We start from the raw sequence: 13,980 nt of genomic DNA, 5'->3' as shown, positions 1-13,980 counted from the left end.
CGAGATCACGCGCGTCATTCGTCGGTTGGCATGACCCATACTCGAAGTCTTCAAGCAATAAGGTGAAGCATGGTGCCGGAAGCAAACGTGAAAATCGTTTCCGCCTTAACTACAACCGCTGCTCAAGCGCTTCCGCATATCAGGCGCAAGCGATTCGTCCCGCTGTTTTGACGCATTCCCGCAAACATCAGCCGTTTCCGTCTGTCACAGCCCGACCGGGCAAGCCCTCTAGTCCACCAGCGCCTGCATGAACTGCGCACCCGCTGGCGCGCGAACCTTGCCGTTGGTAATGAAGAATGCGTAGACATCGCGCGGCTTGCCTGCTCCTGCCTCGCCGCCGATCAAAGGAAGGTCTTGAGGCGCGCCGCCCGAGGCCCAGCTCGCAAGCTTTCCCGCCCAGTCCTTCACGTCCTTGTCCGGATAGCAATGGGCATTGGCATCATCGCCCTTCTGGAGCCTCGTATAGACGAAATGGCCCGTGACATCGGCGATCATCGGGTATTCCGGGTGATCGGCGCAGACGATGGTGGCGCCGTATTTGCGCGCCAGCGCCACGAATTCCGGGTCCAGAAACGAATCATGACGGACTTCGAGCGCGTGCTGAAGCTTCAACCCGTCGCGTTCGGCCGGCAAAAGCTTGAGAAAATCCTCGAAATCATCGGCCTCGAACCTCTTGGTCGGCATGAACTGCCACAGGATCGGCCCGAGCCGGTCGCCGAGTTCGGTGATGCCCTGTCCCAGAAACTTGTCGACCGAGCCTTCGGCTTCAGCAAGTTTCTTGCGGTTGGTGCAGAACCGGCTGGCCTTCAGCGAAAAGATGAAACCATCCGGCACGCTCGCCGCCCATTTGGCGAAGGTGGCCGGCTTCTGCGAGGAATAATAGGTGCCGTTGACCTCGATTACCTTCAGCTTCTCGCTGGCATATTCAAGCTGGCGCGTTTTCGGCAGTTTCTCGGGATAAAACGACTCGTTCCACGGGTCGAATGTCCATCCGCCGATGCCGATCCTGATCTTGCCCTTCGCGGCCATCATGTCTTTCCCTGTTCATCAGGCGCATCTACGCGGAGCGCCATGTCGATCACCGTGAATTCCGGCCGGATCGGGTTCGGCCTCCGGCCGGTCTCGACAAACCCGAAGCGCTGATAAAGCGCGTAGTTCCGCGTCATCACGATATTGGTGTAGAGCCGGACTTCGCCGACCTTTTCCTGCCTTGCCTTGTGCACCAGCCAATCCAGCATCTGCCGCCCGTAGCCCTTGCCCTGCTTCGAAGGGGCGACGGCAATCGAAAACAGCATCAGATGGTCCGGATGCCGCTCGACCACGCAAAGCCCGGCCAGCGCATCCTCATCGCGAAATAGCCACACCTCGCTACGCGCGATGCGGGGCACATAGTCTTCCGTCACCGGAACCGGCGGATTGCCAAGGACTGGCAGGTAGACGGCGAAGGCATTCCGCGTCAGCGTCACAACCGTTTCCAGATCGGCAGGGGACGCCGGATGCGCAGTGATCATTCCGCAGCTTCCGTCTTCTTCGGCGGCCGGCGCTCCAGAAGCTCCTGAAGATACTGGCCGGTGTAGGAGGCCTTCTCCTTGACGATGTCCTCCGGCGTGCCGGCTGCGACCACCTTGCCGCCACCATCGCCACCTTCGGGACCGATATCGATCACCCAGTCGGCGGTCTTGATGACTTCCAGATTGTGCTCGATGACCACAACCGAATTGCCCTGATCGACCAGTTGATGAAGCACATCGAGCAGCTTGGCGACGTCATGAAAATGCAGACCGGTGGTCGGCTCGTCCAGAATGTAAAGCGTCTTGCCGGTGGAACGGCGCGACAATTCCTTGGCGAGTTTGACGCGCTGGGCCTCGCCGCCCGAAAGCGTGTTCGCCTGCTGGCCAACCTTGATGTAGCCAAGCCCGACATCGGTCAGCGTCTGCAGCTTGTCACGCACAGAAGGCACCGCCGAGAAGAAGTCGACGCCTTCCTCGACGGTCAGTTCCAGAATGTCGGCGATCGACTTGCCCTTGAATTTCACATCGAGCGTTTCACGGTTGTAGCGCTGGCCATGGCAGACGTCGCAGGTGACATAGACATCGGGCAGGAAGTGCATCTCGATCTTGATCAGACCGTCGCCCTGACAGGCCTCGCACCGCCCGCCCTTGACGTTGAAGGAGAACCGGCCGGGCTGGTAGCCGCGCGCCTTCGCCTCCGGCAGGCCGGCAAACCACTCGCGGATCGGCGTGAAGGCGCCGATATAGGTTGCCGGGTTGGAGCGCGGCGTCCGCCCGATCGGCGACTGGTCGATATCGATCACCTTGTCGACGAATTCCAAGCCCTCGATCCGGTCGTGGGGCGCCGGGTTCTCACGCGCGCCCATGATCCGGCGCGCCGCCGCCTTGTAGAGCGTTTCAATCAGGAAGGTGGACTTGCCGCCGCCCGATACGCCCGAAACGGCGGTAAACAGGCCGAGCGGGATCGAGGCGGTCACATCCTTCAGATTGTTGCCGCGCGCGCCCACGACCTTCAGCGCCTTGCCCTTCTTCTGCTGGCGCCGCTCGGCAGGCACGGCGACGGCGCGGGCGCCGCTCAGATACTGGCCGGTGAGCGATTTCGGGTTGGCCATGATGGCGGCCGGCGTGCCTTCGGCCACCACCTCGCCGCCATGGACGCCGGCTGCGGGTCCGATATCGAGCACATAGTCGGCCGACAGGATGGCGTCCTCGTCATGTTCAACCACGATGACGGTATTGCCGATATCGCGCAGGTGTTTTAGCGTCTCAAGCAGCCGGGTATTGTCGCGCTGATGGAGGCCGATCGACGGCTCGTCGAGCACGTAAAGCACGCCCGTAAGCCCCGAACCGATCTGCGAGGCAAGACGGATACGCTGGCTTTCGCCGCCCGACAGCGTGCCGGAATTGCGCGACAGCGTCAGATATTCGAGCCCGACATCGTTCAGGAACCTCAGGCGCTCGCGGATTTCCTTCAGGATGCGCGCGGCGATATCGTTCTGCTTCTGCGAGAAATGCCTGGGCAGATCCTCGAACCAGTCGCGTGCGGCGCGGATGGAAAGCTGGCTGACCTCGCCGATATGGCGGCCGTCGATCTTGACGGCAAGCGCCTCCGGCTTCAGCCTGTAGCCGTCGCAGGCCGGGCAGGGGGCCGCCGACATATAGCGTTCCATTTCCTCGCGCGCCCAGGCGGAATCGGTTTCCTTCCAGCGGCGCTCCAGGTTCGGAATGATGCCTTCGAAGCTCTTGGTGGTCTTGTAGCTGCGCGCGCCATCGGCGTAATGGAACTCGACCTTGTCCTCGGTTCCCTGAAGAATGGCAGCCGTCGCCTTCTCGGGCAGCTTGTCCCAGCGATCCGTCATCTTGAAGCCAAAATGCCGTCCGAGCGCTTCCAGCGTCTGCTTGTAATAAGGAGATGAAGATTTCGCCCAGGGCGCAATGGCACCCTCGGAAAGCTTCTTGGTGCGGTCGGGCACGACCAGACCTTCATCGATCTTCTGCTGGAAGCCGAGACCGTCACAGGTCGGGCAGGCGCCGACGGGATTGTTGAAGGAAAACAGCCGCGGCTCGATCTCCGGAATGGTGAAACCGGAAACGGGGCACGCGAATTTTTCAGAGAAAACAACGCGCTCGTGGGTTTCGTTCAGAGACTTGTTCTTGGCGCCGCCTGCGGCCGTCTCGTTTTCGGGCAGCGGCTTGTCGGCAAATTCGGCCACCGCCAGCCCGTCCGCGATCTCGAGACAGGTCTCGAGGCTGTCGGCGAGGCGGGTTGCCAGATCGTCGCGCACGGCAACGCGGTCGACCACCACGTCGATATCATGCTTGTACTTCTTGTCGAGCTTGGGCGCCTCGGCGATCTCGTAGAATTCGCCGTCGATCTTCACGCGCTGGAAGCCCTTCTTCATCAGCTCCGCCAGCTCCTTGCGGAACTCGCCCTTCCGCCCGGTCACCAGCGGCGCGAGGATGTAGAGCCTTGTGCGTTCGGGAAGCGCCAGGATGCGGTCGACCATCTGGGTCACGGTCTGGCTTTCGATCGGCAAACCGGTCGCCGGCGAATAGGGGACGCCGGTGCGCGCAAAAAGAAGCCGCATGTAGTCGTAGATTTCGGTCACCGTGCCAACGGTCGAACGCGGGTTCTTCGATGTCGTCTTCTGCTCGATCGAGATCGCTGGCGACAGGCCCTCGATGCGGTCGACATCGGGCTTCTCCATCATCTCCAGGAACTGCCGCGCATAGGCGGACAGGCTCTCGACATAGCGCCTCTGCCCCTCGGCATAGATGGTGTCGAAGGCGAGCGACGACTTGCCGGAGCCGGAGAGGCCGGTCATCACGATAAGGCTGTTGCGCGGGAGATCCACGTCAATGCCCTTCAGATTGTGCTGGCGCGCACCGCGGATGGAGATATTCTTCAATTCGCTCATGAGGTCGGCTTCTTAAGAGGAAAATTTCGGTTCTTATGTAGTTCGCGCCCCGGCGCTGTCGAGGGGTGCTTGAAAATCGATCAACTCAAGGGCTCGCTGAATCGCTTGACTCGATCTTAACAGATGAATAGAACAAATAAAGAACATTTTATTTGTGGATTGTCCGGTATCGGTTGCTCGCTTGCGGCGAGATCGTCTATGCTGTCGGAAACGCGAAAAAAGCGCCGCAGCGCGGCCAATCAGGTGATAGTCATGGCAGGTAGTGTAAACAAGGTCATTCTTCTCGGCAATCTCGGAGCCGACCCGGAAATCCGGCGTACCCAGGATGGCAAGCCGATTGCAAATCTGCGGATCGCCACCTCCGAAAGCTGGCGCGACCGCAATTCGGGCGAACGCAAGGAGCGCACCGAATGGCACCGCGTCGTGATCTTCAGCGAGGGTCTCTGCAAGGTCGCCGAGCAGTATCTGCGCAAGGGCTCCAAGGTCTATATCGAGGGCCAGCTCCAGACCCGCAAGTGGACCGACCAGGGCGGCCAGGAACGCTACTCGACAGAAGTGGTGCTGCAGGGCTTCAATGCGACGCTGACCATGCTCGACGGCCGCGGTGAAGGCGGTGGCAGCGGTCAGGGCGGCGGCTTCGGCGGCGGCCAGGGCGGTGGCGGCTACGACGATTACGATTCCCGTCCGGCATCAGGCGGCGGCGCATCCGGCGGCGGCCGCAGCAGCGGCGGCGGTTTCTCCCAGGACCTCGACGACGACATTCCGTTCTGATCGGCGGTCTGACCGCGACTGATAGAGCGGACCACAGATTAAGAGGGAGCGGCCAGGATCTGGTACCGCTCCCTCAGGCTGTTCACAAAGCCATCGCCTCTGAGATTGTCAATCCCGCCAAGAGCACCCACAGAGGGTCTTGCTCGGACTGGATCCGAGCATCCAGGCGGCTCGAATGATTGAATTTCTTGAGCCTTACTGCGAACGCTTCCCCTGCTGCCCGGATCCTCGTGTCGAGGGCAGTATGACGCCGAGCTTCAGGTCATGTTCCTCAACAAACGAAGGGCGCGGCCGGGATCTGGTGCCGCTCCCTCAGGCTGCTCACAAAGCCATCGCCTCTGAGATTGTCAATCCCGCCAAGAGCACCCACAGGGGTCATGCTCGGACTTGATCCGAGCATCCAGGCGGCTCGAATGATTGAATCTCTTAAGCCTTATTGCGACGCTTACCCTGCTGCCAGGATCTTCGTGGCCAGCGCAGTATGACGCCGAGCTTCAGGACATGTTTCTCAACAAACTAAGGGCGCGGCCAGGAACTGGTATCGCGCCCTTTTTATTTGGGAAGCGCAGCCGCCTTGTATCGAAGCCGCGTGAAACTGTGTCTGCGAGCGGCCGGCCGCTCAGGCTCCGGCAACCGGCATCAGCGCCGACTTGACCCCGTCGATCACGAATTGTGCGGCAAGGGCGGTCAGCATCATACCGAGGATGCGGGTCAGGATGTTTCGGCCGGTCTCCCCCAGCATGCGGTCGATCAGGCCGGCCATCAGCATGGCGACGAGCACCACCAGGCAGGCGAATGCGATCATGGCGGCAAGGGCGATCTTGTCGATCAGCGTGGTCATTCTCGAGCCGAGCAGGATCGTGGCAGAGATCGTGCCGGGGCCGGCGATCAGCGGCATGGCAAGGGGAAAGGCCGCAAGATTTGCCATGCCATCCTTGGTGATCGCTGTTTCGGTGGTCTTTTCCTTCCGCTCGACGCGCTTTTCGAAAATCATCTCGACGCCGATCCAGAAGAGCAGGATGCCGCCTGCAATCCGAAACGCGCTCATGGAAATGCCAAGCGCGTTCAGAATATCATCGCCAAACAAAGCGAAGGCGAGAATCAGGAAGAAGGAAATCAGGCTGCCCCGGATGGCGACGTTGCGGCGCTGCGCCTGGGTCATGCCGACGGTGAGCGCCAGGAATATCGGCACCATGCCCGGCGGGTCCATGGTCACCATCAGCGTCGTGAAGCCATTTACCAGTGTCGCGATTTCGTTCATAAGGATATCCTGATGCTTGTTCCAGGCGGTAGGCCAAAACCAAAGGTGGCATCCGCCCTGTTTCGGCCACTCTGCCACAACATCGCCGCGCCGTCCGCGTAAATTCTCAAATCCACTTTTATCCACCGGCGCCAACGCGCTAAAATTGGCGTCAGCATCCGGTTTCCGCTATAAAAAACCAGATGATTCTAGCTTGAGATCGTGATTCACATTGACTGATCAAACGACACCATCGGGCGGCGGCCTGCCGCCGGGCATCGAGCCCATTTCCATCATGGAGGAAATGCAGCGGTCCTATCTCGATTACGCGATGAGCGTGATCGTGAGCCGGGCGCTGCCGGATGTGCGTGACGGGCTGAAGCCGGTTCACCGCCGTATCCTTTTCGGCATGTCCGAAATGGGCGTGGACTGGAACAAGAAATACGTCAAGTGCGCGCGCGTCACCGGCGACGTCATGGGTAAGTATCACCCACATGGCAATTCGGCGATCTATGATGCGCTGGCGCGCATGGCGCAGGACTGGTCGCTCAGGCTTCCGCTGATCGACGGGCAGGGCAATTTCGGCTCGGTCGACGGCGATCCGCCGGCGGCTGAACGCTATACCGAGTGCCGGCTTCAGAAGGTCGCGCACACCCTTCTCGACGACCTCGACAAGGAAACCGTCGATTTCCGCGAGAACTATGACGGCACGCTGTCGGAACCGGTGGTGCTGCCCGCGAAGTTCCCGAACCTCCTGGTCAATGGCGCCGGCGGTATCGCGGTCGGCATGGCGACCAACATCCCGACCCACAATCTGTCCGAAGTGATCGATGGCTGCATCGCCCTCATGGAAAATCCGGCAATCGAACTGCCGGAGCTGATGCAGATCATCCCTGGGCCCGATTTCCCGACCGGGGCGCAGATCCTTGGCCGTGCGGGCATCAAATCGGCTTACGAGACCGGCCGTGGTTCCGTGATCATGCGCGGACGGGCAACGATCGAGCCGATGCGCAACGATCGCGAACAGATCATCATCACCGAAATTCCCTATCAGGTGAACAAGGCGACGATGATCGAGAAGATGGCGGAACTGGTGCGCGACAAGCGCATCGAGGGCATTTCCGATCTGCGCGACGAGAGCGACCGCGAGGGCTATCGCGTCGTCGTGGAGCTGAAGCGCGATGCAAACGCCGAGGTCATCCTCAACCAGCTTTATCGCTACACGCCGCTGCAGAGCTCGTTTGGCTGCAACATGGTGGCGCTCAACGGCGGCAAGCCGGAGCAGCTCAGCCTGCTGGACATCCTGCGCGCCTTCGTATCCTTCCGTGAAAGCGTCGTCAGCCGGCGCACCAAGTACCTTCTGAAGAAGGCACGCGATCGCGCCCATGTGCTCGTCGGTCTCGCCATCGCCGTTGCCAATATCGACGAGATCATCAACCTGATCCGCCGCGCGCCCGATCCGGCGACCGCGCGCGAACAGCTGATGGAACGGCACTGGCCTGCCCAGGATGTCGAGGCGCTGGTCCGCCTGATCGACGATCCGCGCCACAAGATTTCCGAGGATGGCACGTACCAGCTTTCCGAGGAACAGGCCCGGGCCATTCTCGAACTGCGCCTGTCGCGCCTGACGGCGCTTGGCCGCGATGAAATCGGCGACGAGCTGAACAAGATCGGCGACGAGATCAAGTCCTACCTCGAAATCCTGTCTTCACGCGCCAGGATCCAGCAAATCATCAAGGATGAACTGATGGCGGTGCGCGAGGAATTCGGCACGCCGCGGCGCACCGAGATCCTCGAAGGCGGTCCGGACATGGACGACGAGGACCTGATCGCGCGCGAGGACATGGTCGTGACCGTGTCGCGCAACGGCTATATCAAGCGCGTGCCGCTGACCACCTACCGCGCCCAGCGGCGCGGCGGCAAGGGCCGCTCGGGCATGTCGATACGCGACGAGGATTTCGTCACGCGGCTGTTCGTGGCCAACACCCATACGCCGGTGCTGTTCTTCTCCTCGCGCGGCATCGTCTACAAGGAGAAGGTCTGGCGGCTCCCGATCGGCACCCCGCAATCGCGTGGCAAGGCACTGATCAACATGCTGCCATTGCAGCAGGGCGAGGCGATCACCTCCATTCTGGCGCTGCCGGAGGATGAGGAGAGCTGGGCCGAGCTCGACGTGATGTTCGCAACGACCAAGGGCACCGTCCGCCGCAACAAGCTGTCGGATTTCGTTCAGGTCAACCGCAACGGCAAGATCGCGATGAAGCTCGATGACGAGAACGATCGCATCCTGTCGGTCTGGACCTGTACGCCGGATGATGACGTGCTGCTGACCACGGCGATGGGCCAGGCAATCCGCTTCCCGGTCCCGGCGATCCGCGTGTTTGCGGGCCGCAATTCCGTCGGCGTGCGCGGTATCGGCCTTGCCGAGGGCGACGAGGTGATTTCGATGACCATCGTCAGCCATGTCGACGCCGAGCCATGGGAACGCTCTGCCTATCTCAAGCGTGCAGCGCTCGAGCGCCGCACCGAAACCGGGGAGGGCGAGGATATCGCGCTCGTCGGCGAGGAAGTGGCGGAAGAAGGCGTGTTGAGCGATGACCGCTACGAGGAACTGAAGTTCCGCGAGCAGTTCATCCTGACGGTCACGGAAAAGGGCTTCGGCAAGCGCTCGTCCTCCTATGACTTCCGGATCTCCGGACGTGGCGGCAAGGGCATCCGTGCCACCGACACCTCGAAGACCGACGAGATCGGCCGTCTGATCGCCGCCTTCCCGGTTCTCGATGGCGACCAGATCATGCTCGTCACCAATGGCGGCCAGCTGATCCGGGTGCCGGTCTACGACATCCGCATCGCCAGCCGCACCGCCAAGGGCGTGACGGTGTTCAAGACCGGTGCGGACGAAAAGGTCGTCTCGGTCGAGGGCATCAGCGAGCCCGAGGATGATGAGGCGATCGAAGAAGCTGTCGAAACCGCAGGCGACGAGGTCGCCGCCGAAGCAGCGGCGACCGCGCCGGAAGTCGGCGGCAATGCGGACGAGGGCAGCGAGGAGGGCTGAGCTTTTCCTGCTCTGAAACGAATGAGAGCCGGGCCCTTGGGACCGGCTCTTTTTATTGGAAGCCTTTGCCATGGTTGAATTCCAAGTCTGTCATTCAGGCCTGGAAGCGGGCGACCATCGTCACGGCGACGCCTTAGCGCCTTGCGGGCCGCAGCGTTCCGTGACAAAAGGCCGGAAACGGGACTGAGATCATGGCGAAGGCATTTTACACAGGCTCATTCGACCCGATGACCAACGGGCATCTCGACGTTGTGCTGCAGGCGCTCAACGTCGCGGAAAAGCTTGTCATCGGCGTCGGCGTCAATGCCAGCAAGAAGCCGCTGTTCTCCTTCGAGGAACGCGCCGAATTCCTGAAGCGCGGCGTGGCTGAAAACCTGCCGGAACGGGCAGGGGACATCGAGATCATCGCCTTCAGCGGGCTTGCCATCGACACCGCGCGCGAAAAGGGCGCATCGATCATCATCCGCGGTCTGAGGGATGCCACCGATTTCGACTACGAAATGCAGATGGCCGGCATGAACGGGGCGATGGCGCCGGACGTCCAGACGATATTTTTGCCCGCCAAACCGGCTTCGCGTCCGATATCGGCCACATTGGTGCGGCAGGTCGCTGCGATGGGCGGCGATGTGGACCATTTCGTGCCCGATTACGTGGCGGCGGCGCTGCAGCAAAAATTCCCGCGCTAGCCGGTGAGGACTAACAAGGAGAACGACATGCGCAAGATGATTACGGGACTGGCGGCGGCAACGCTGATTTCGACTTTTGCAGGTGCGGCCATGGCCGCCGACACCCTGACCTTCAACACCACCGAAGGCCCGTTCACCATCGAGCTTTTCGATGATCTGGCGCCGCAGAATGCTGCCCGCGTCAAGGAACTTGCCGAAAGCGGCGCCTATGACAACGTCGTGTTCCACCGCGTGATCGACGGCTTCATGGCCCAGACCGGCGACGTTCAGTTCGGCGACACCGAGGAAGGCTACAACCCGGACCGCGCCGGCATGGGCGGCTCCGACATGCCCGACCTGCCGGCAGAATTCACCGACACCCCGTTCAAGCGCGGCGTTGTCGGCATGGCCCGCGCGCAGGACCCGAACTCCGCCAATTCGCAGTTCTTCATCATGTTCGATGACGGCCCGTTCCTCAACGGCCAGTACACGGTGATCGGCGAAGTCGTCGACGGCATGGACAATGTCGACAAGATCAAGAAGGGCGATCAGGCCCAGAACGGCAAGGTCAGCGATCCGGACAAGATCCTGAGCGTTACCGTCGGACAGTAGAATTCATGAACCCGCCCTGTCGAACCCGGCAGGGCGGGCAACCCGCCACAGGAGAGAATGATGGCCGAAATCAAGGACCCGGAAAACACCTTCATCATGGAAACGACCAAGGGAAAGGTCGTGATCGAGGCGTTTCCGAATGTCGCCCCGAAGCATGTCGATCGCATCCGCGAACTGGTGCGCGAGGGCGCCTATGACGGCGTCGTGTTCCACCGCGTGATTGCCGACTTCATGGCGCAGGGCGGCGACGTCCAGCACGGCAAGAAGACCTCGGACAAGTTCAATCCGGGCCGTGCCGGCACGGGCGGTTCCGACAAGCCGGACCTTCCGGCCGAATTCTCCGCCACCCGTCACGTGCGCGGCACATGCTCGATGGCCCGTTCGCAGAACCCGAACTCCGCCAACTCCCAGTTCTTCATCTGCTTCACCGATGCCCCGTGGCTCGACAAGCAGTATTCGGTCTGGGGCCAGGTGATCGAGGGCATGGACGCCGTCGACAAGTTCCAGAAGGGCGAACCGGTGCGCGATCCCGACCACATCATCACGATGAAGGTTGCGGCTGACGCCTGAGGCCTGCCGGGTCGCTTCGACCTCGCATCATCGAGGTGACTGTTGTTGCATGAAGCCTCTCTGTTTGCTCCTCATACTCTCTCCCGCCTGCGGGAGAGATGCCCCGAAAGGGGCAGTGAGGGTGATGCAGCTTCCGAAAGCTGTGAGGGCGTTCTCGTTGATAGTCTCCCCCCTCACTGTCGCTGTCGCGACATCTCTCCCCTCCGGGGCGAGACGATTGGGTGGCTCTGCGGTAACGCAGGGAACGATCGCAACGGTTGAGAGCGGCAGACGCAATTGCAGCATAACCCAACCCGCCCGGCCACCGCCGGCGGGTTTTCGAATTTGAGAATTGACCTGATACAATGCGCGTAGACCTCTTCGACTTCGATCTGCCGGATGAAAACATCGCGTTGCGCCCGGCGAACCCGCGCGACAGCGCGCGGCTTCTGCTGGTGCGGCCGGGGGCCGCTCTCGAGGATCATGTGGTCTCCGACCTTCCGTCCTTCCTGCGCCCCGGCGATGCGCTGGTGTTCAACGATACCAAGGTGATCCCGGCGCAGCTCGAGGGCGTCAGGCTTCGGGACGGGGGCGAGGAGGTGCCGGTCTCGGCGACGCTGCATCTCAGGAAGGCCGACAATGTCTGGCATGCCTTCGCGCGCCCCGGAAAGCGGATCAAGCCCGGCGACATCCTGCGCTTTGCCACAGCCGACGGCGCCGCGGTTCTCACCGCAACCGTCGACGAAAAACGCGACGGCGGCGAGGTGGCGCTGACCTTCGATGCGCGCGGCGGCGCGCTCGACGAGGCGATGATGCGGGTCGGCCACGTGCCCCTGCCGCCCTATATCGCCTCGAAACGCGCCGAGGACGGCAAGGACCGAGACGACTACCAGACGATCTACGCCCGCGAGAACGGCGCAGTCGCCGCACCGACCGCCGGGCTGCATTTCACGCCGAACCTTATGAAAGCACTCGAAGCTGCTGGTGTTGAACGGCATTTTGTCACGCTTCATGTTGGCGCCGGCACCTTCCTGCCGGTGAAAGCCGATGACACCGACGACCACGTCATGCATTTCGAGCGCGGCATCGTGAGCCCTGAAACGGCCGAGGCGCTGAACGCGGTGAAGGCGCGGGGCGGGCGGATCGTCTCCGTCGGCACCACCTCGCTCCGCCTTCTCGAAAGTGCCGCCACCGAGGACGGCCGGATCGCGCCGTGGGAGGGCGAGACCGGCATCTTCATCACGCCCGGCTACCGCTTTCGCGCGGTCGACATGCTGATGACCAATTTCCACCTGCCGAAATCGACGCTGTTCATGCTGGTTTCGGCGTTTTCCGGCCTGGAGACGATGCGCGCGGCCTACGCCCATGCGATCGAAACCGGCTACCGGTTTTATTCCTACGGCGATTCCAGCCTGCTGTTCAGGAAAGACGCATGACCGACGCATTCCAGTTCACCCTGAAGAAGACCGACGGCAATGCCCGTCTCGGCGAAATCTCGATGCCGCGCGGAGAAATCCGCACGCCGGCCTTCATGCCGGTCGGGACCGCCGGCACGGTCAAGGCGATGTATCTCGATCAGGTGCGCGATCTCGGCGCCGATATCATCCTCGGGAACACCTATCACCTGATGCTGCGCCCCGGCGCCGAGCGCGTGGCGCGCCTTGGCGGGCTGCATTCGCTGATCCGCTGGCCCCACCCGATCCTGACCGATTCCGGCGGGTTTCAGGTGATGTCGCTCGCAGCGCTCCGCCAGATCGACGAGAAGAAGGGCGTCACCTTCAAGTCGCATATCGATGGCAGCGTGCATCACATGAGCCCGGAACGCTCGATCGAGATTCAGGGCCTGCTTGGCTCCGATATTCAGATGCAGCTCGATGAATGCGTCCGCCTGCCGGCCGACCGGGCCGCAATCGAAAAGTCGACCGAGATGTCGCTTGCCTGGGCCGAGCGCTGCCGTATCGCGTTCGGCGACCAGCCCGGAAAGGCGATGTTCGGCATCGTCCAGGGCGGCGATATTCCGGATCTGCGCATCCGCTCCGCCCGCGGCCTCGCCGATCTCGACCTCAAGGGCTATGCCGTCGGCGGCCTTGCCGTGGGCGAGCCGCAGGATGTGATGCTGGCCATGCTGGAGACCACGCTTCCGGAACTGCCGACCGCAAAGCCGCGCTACCTGATGGGCGTCGGCACGCCCGACGACATCCTGAAATCGGTGGCGCGCGGCATCGACATGTTCGACTGCGTGATGCCGACCAGGGCAGGGCGCCACGGCCTTGCCTTCACCCGGCGCGGGAAGGTCAACCTGCGCAACGCCCGCCATGCCGAGGATCTCCGTCCGCTCGACGAGGAGAGCACCTGCCCGGCGACCCGCGACTATTCGCGCGCCTATCTCCACCATCTGGTGCGCTCGGACGAGTCTCTCGGCGGTATGCTGCTGACCTGGAACAACCTCCACTACTACCAGACCCTGATGCAGGGCATCCGCGCCGCGATCGCCGAAGGCCGCTACGCCGATTTCATGGCGGAGACCCAGGAAGGCTGGGCGAGGGGGGATCTGGCGGCATTGTGACCCGGCACGGTCCATGGGGCGAGCGCTGGCAGGGGGCGTAACCTCCCGAACATTGCGGAACAAGGCGGTCGGGTCTACGTTTTACAGTAATCG

At 62.1% G+C, this 13,980-nt stretch carries 11 protein-coding genes; 7 read left to right on the top strand and 4 right to left on the bottom strand.

Features of this window, described 5'->3' with window-relative positions; all coding sequences use genetic code 11:
* Positions 1–228 precede the first annotated feature (228 nt).
* From HPQ62_RS03270 to uvrA, 3 genes are read right to left on the bottom strand one after another with little or no spacing between them, the layout of a single operon-like run.
* Positions 229–1,029: a DUF72 domain-containing protein gene (locus HPQ62_RS03270; protein ID WP_174801428.1), complete on the bottom strand. Its 801-nt coding sequence runs from the start codon at positions 1,027–1,029 to the stop codon at positions 229–231.
* Positions 1,029–1,508: a GNAT family N-acetyltransferase gene (locus HPQ62_RS03265; protein WP_174801427.1), complete on the bottom strand. Its 480-nt coding sequence runs from the start codon at positions 1,506–1,508 to the stop codon at positions 1,029–1,031. Before HPQ62_RS03265 ends, HPQ62_RS03270 begins: the two co-directional genes overlap by 1 nt.
* Entirely contained in the window at positions 1,508–4,429 is a 2,922-nt protein-coding gene (gene uvrA / locus HPQ62_RS03260) for an excinuclease ABC subunit UvrA (RefSeq protein WP_174801050.1), read from the bottom strand. Before uvrA ends, HPQ62_RS03265 begins: the two co-directional genes overlap by 1 nt.
* 252 nt (positions 4,430–4,681) lie before the next feature.
* On the opposite strand from uvrA, the gene HPQ62_RS03255 reads away from it, so the two are divergent.
* Positions 4,682–5,200 carry a single-stranded DNA-binding protein gene (locus HPQ62_RS03255; protein ID WP_174801049.1) on the top strand — a complete coding sequence of 173 codons (519 nt, stop codon included), beginning with the start codon at positions 4,682–4,684 and terminating at the stop codon, positions 5,198–5,200.
* Positions 5,201–5,819: 619 nt separating this feature from the next.
* Here the strand turns inward: HPQ62_RS03255 and HPQ62_RS03250 are convergent.
* On the bottom strand, positions 5,820–6,461 hold the full coding sequence (locus HPQ62_RS03250; protein ID WP_174801048.1) for a MarC family protein: 642 nt from the start codon (positions 6,459–6,461) through the stop codon (positions 5,820–5,822).
* Between the two features lie 211 nt (positions 6,462–6,672).
* Between HPQ62_RS03250 and gyrA the strand changes: the two genes are divergently transcribed.
* The 6 genes from gyrA (at position 6,673) to tgt (ending at position 13,887) form a co-directional block, all read left to right on the top strand.
* Entirely contained in the window at positions 6,673–9,495 is a 2,823-nt protein-coding gene (gyrA, locus tag HPQ62_RS03245; protein WP_174801047.1) for a DNA gyrase subunit A, read from the top strand.
* A gap of 191 nt (positions 9,496–9,686) precedes the next feature.
* A complete protein-coding gene (gene coaD, locus HPQ62_RS03240) occupies positions 9,687–10,181 on the top strand; it encodes a pantetheine-phosphate adenylyltransferase (protein ID WP_174801046.1) in 495 nt (164 codons plus the stop codon).
* 27 nt (positions 10,182–10,208) lie between these two features.
* On the top strand, positions 10,209–10,772 hold the full coding sequence (locus HPQ62_RS03235) for a peptidylprolyl isomerase (RefSeq protein ID WP_174801045.1): 564 nt from the start codon (positions 10,209–10,211) through the stop codon (positions 10,770–10,772).
* A gap of 60 nt (positions 10,773–10,832) precedes the next feature.
* Positions 10,833–11,342, top strand: coding sequence for a peptidylprolyl isomerase (locus HPQ62_RS03230; protein ID WP_174801044.1), 510 nt, complete (start codon positions 10,833–10,835; stop codon positions 11,340–11,342).
* A gap of 344 nt (positions 11,343–11,686) precedes the next feature.
* The gene (gene queA, locus HPQ62_RS03225) at positions 11,687–12,757 is read left to right on the top strand and encodes a tRNA preQ1(34) S-adenosylmethionine ribosyltransferase-isomerase QueA (RefSeq protein ID WP_174801043.1); all 1,071 of its coding nucleotides are present in this window, start codon (positions 11,687–11,689) and stop codon (positions 12,755–12,757) included.
* A complete protein-coding gene (gene tgt / locus HPQ62_RS03220) occupies positions 12,754–13,887 on the top strand; it encodes a tRNA guanosine(34) transglycosylase Tgt (RefSeq protein ID WP_174801042.1) in 1,134 nt (377 codons plus the stop codon). Before queA ends, tgt begins: the two co-directional genes overlap by 4 nt.
* Positions 13,888–13,980: the final 93 nt, after the last annotated feature.

This window comes from Martelella limonii, from assembly GCF_013344475.1.
Taxonomy (GTDB): Bacteria; Pseudomonadota; Alphaproteobacteria; order Rhizobiales; family Rhizobiaceae; genus Martelella; species Martelella limonii.
The sequence above is the reverse complement of the archived record's forward strand: the minus strand, read 5'-3'. Positions and strand labels throughout refer to the sequence as shown.

Bases quoted from the DNA above. Each gene is read 5' to 3' on its own strand.
- HPQ62_RS03270 (WP_174801428.1), bottom strand. From the start codon at position 1,029: ATGGCCGCGAAGGGCAAGATCAGGATCGGCATCGGCGGATGGACATTC.
- uvrA (WP_174801050.1), bottom strand. From the start codon at position 4,429: ATGAGCGAATTGAAGAATATCTCCATCCGCGGTGCGCGCCAGCACAAT.
- HPQ62_RS03255 (WP_174801049.1), top strand. From the start codon at position 4,682: ATGGCAGGTAGTGTAAACAAGGTCATTCTTCTCGGCAATCTCGGAGCC.
- HPQ62_RS03250 (WP_174801048.1), bottom strand. From the start codon at position 6,461: ATGAACGAAATCGCGACACTGGTAAATGGCTTCACGACGCTGATGGTG.
- coaD (WP_174801046.1), top strand. From the start codon at position 9,687: ATGGCGAAGGCATTTTACACAGGCTCATTCGACCCGATGACCAACGGG.
- HPQ62_RS03235 (WP_174801045.1), top strand. From the start codon at position 10,209: ATGCGCAAGATGATTACGGGACTGGCGGCGGCAACGCTGATTTCGACT.
- HPQ62_RS03230 (WP_174801044.1), top strand. From the start codon at position 10,833: ATGGCCGAAATCAAGGACCCGGAAAACACCTTCATCATGGAAACGACC.
- queA (WP_174801043.1), top strand. From the start codon at position 11,687: ATGCGCGTAGACCTCTTCGACTTCGATCTGCCGGATGAAAACATCGCG.
- tgt (WP_174801042.1), top strand. From the start codon at position 12,754: ATGACCGACGCATTCCAGTTCACCCTGAAGAAGACCGACGGCAATGCC.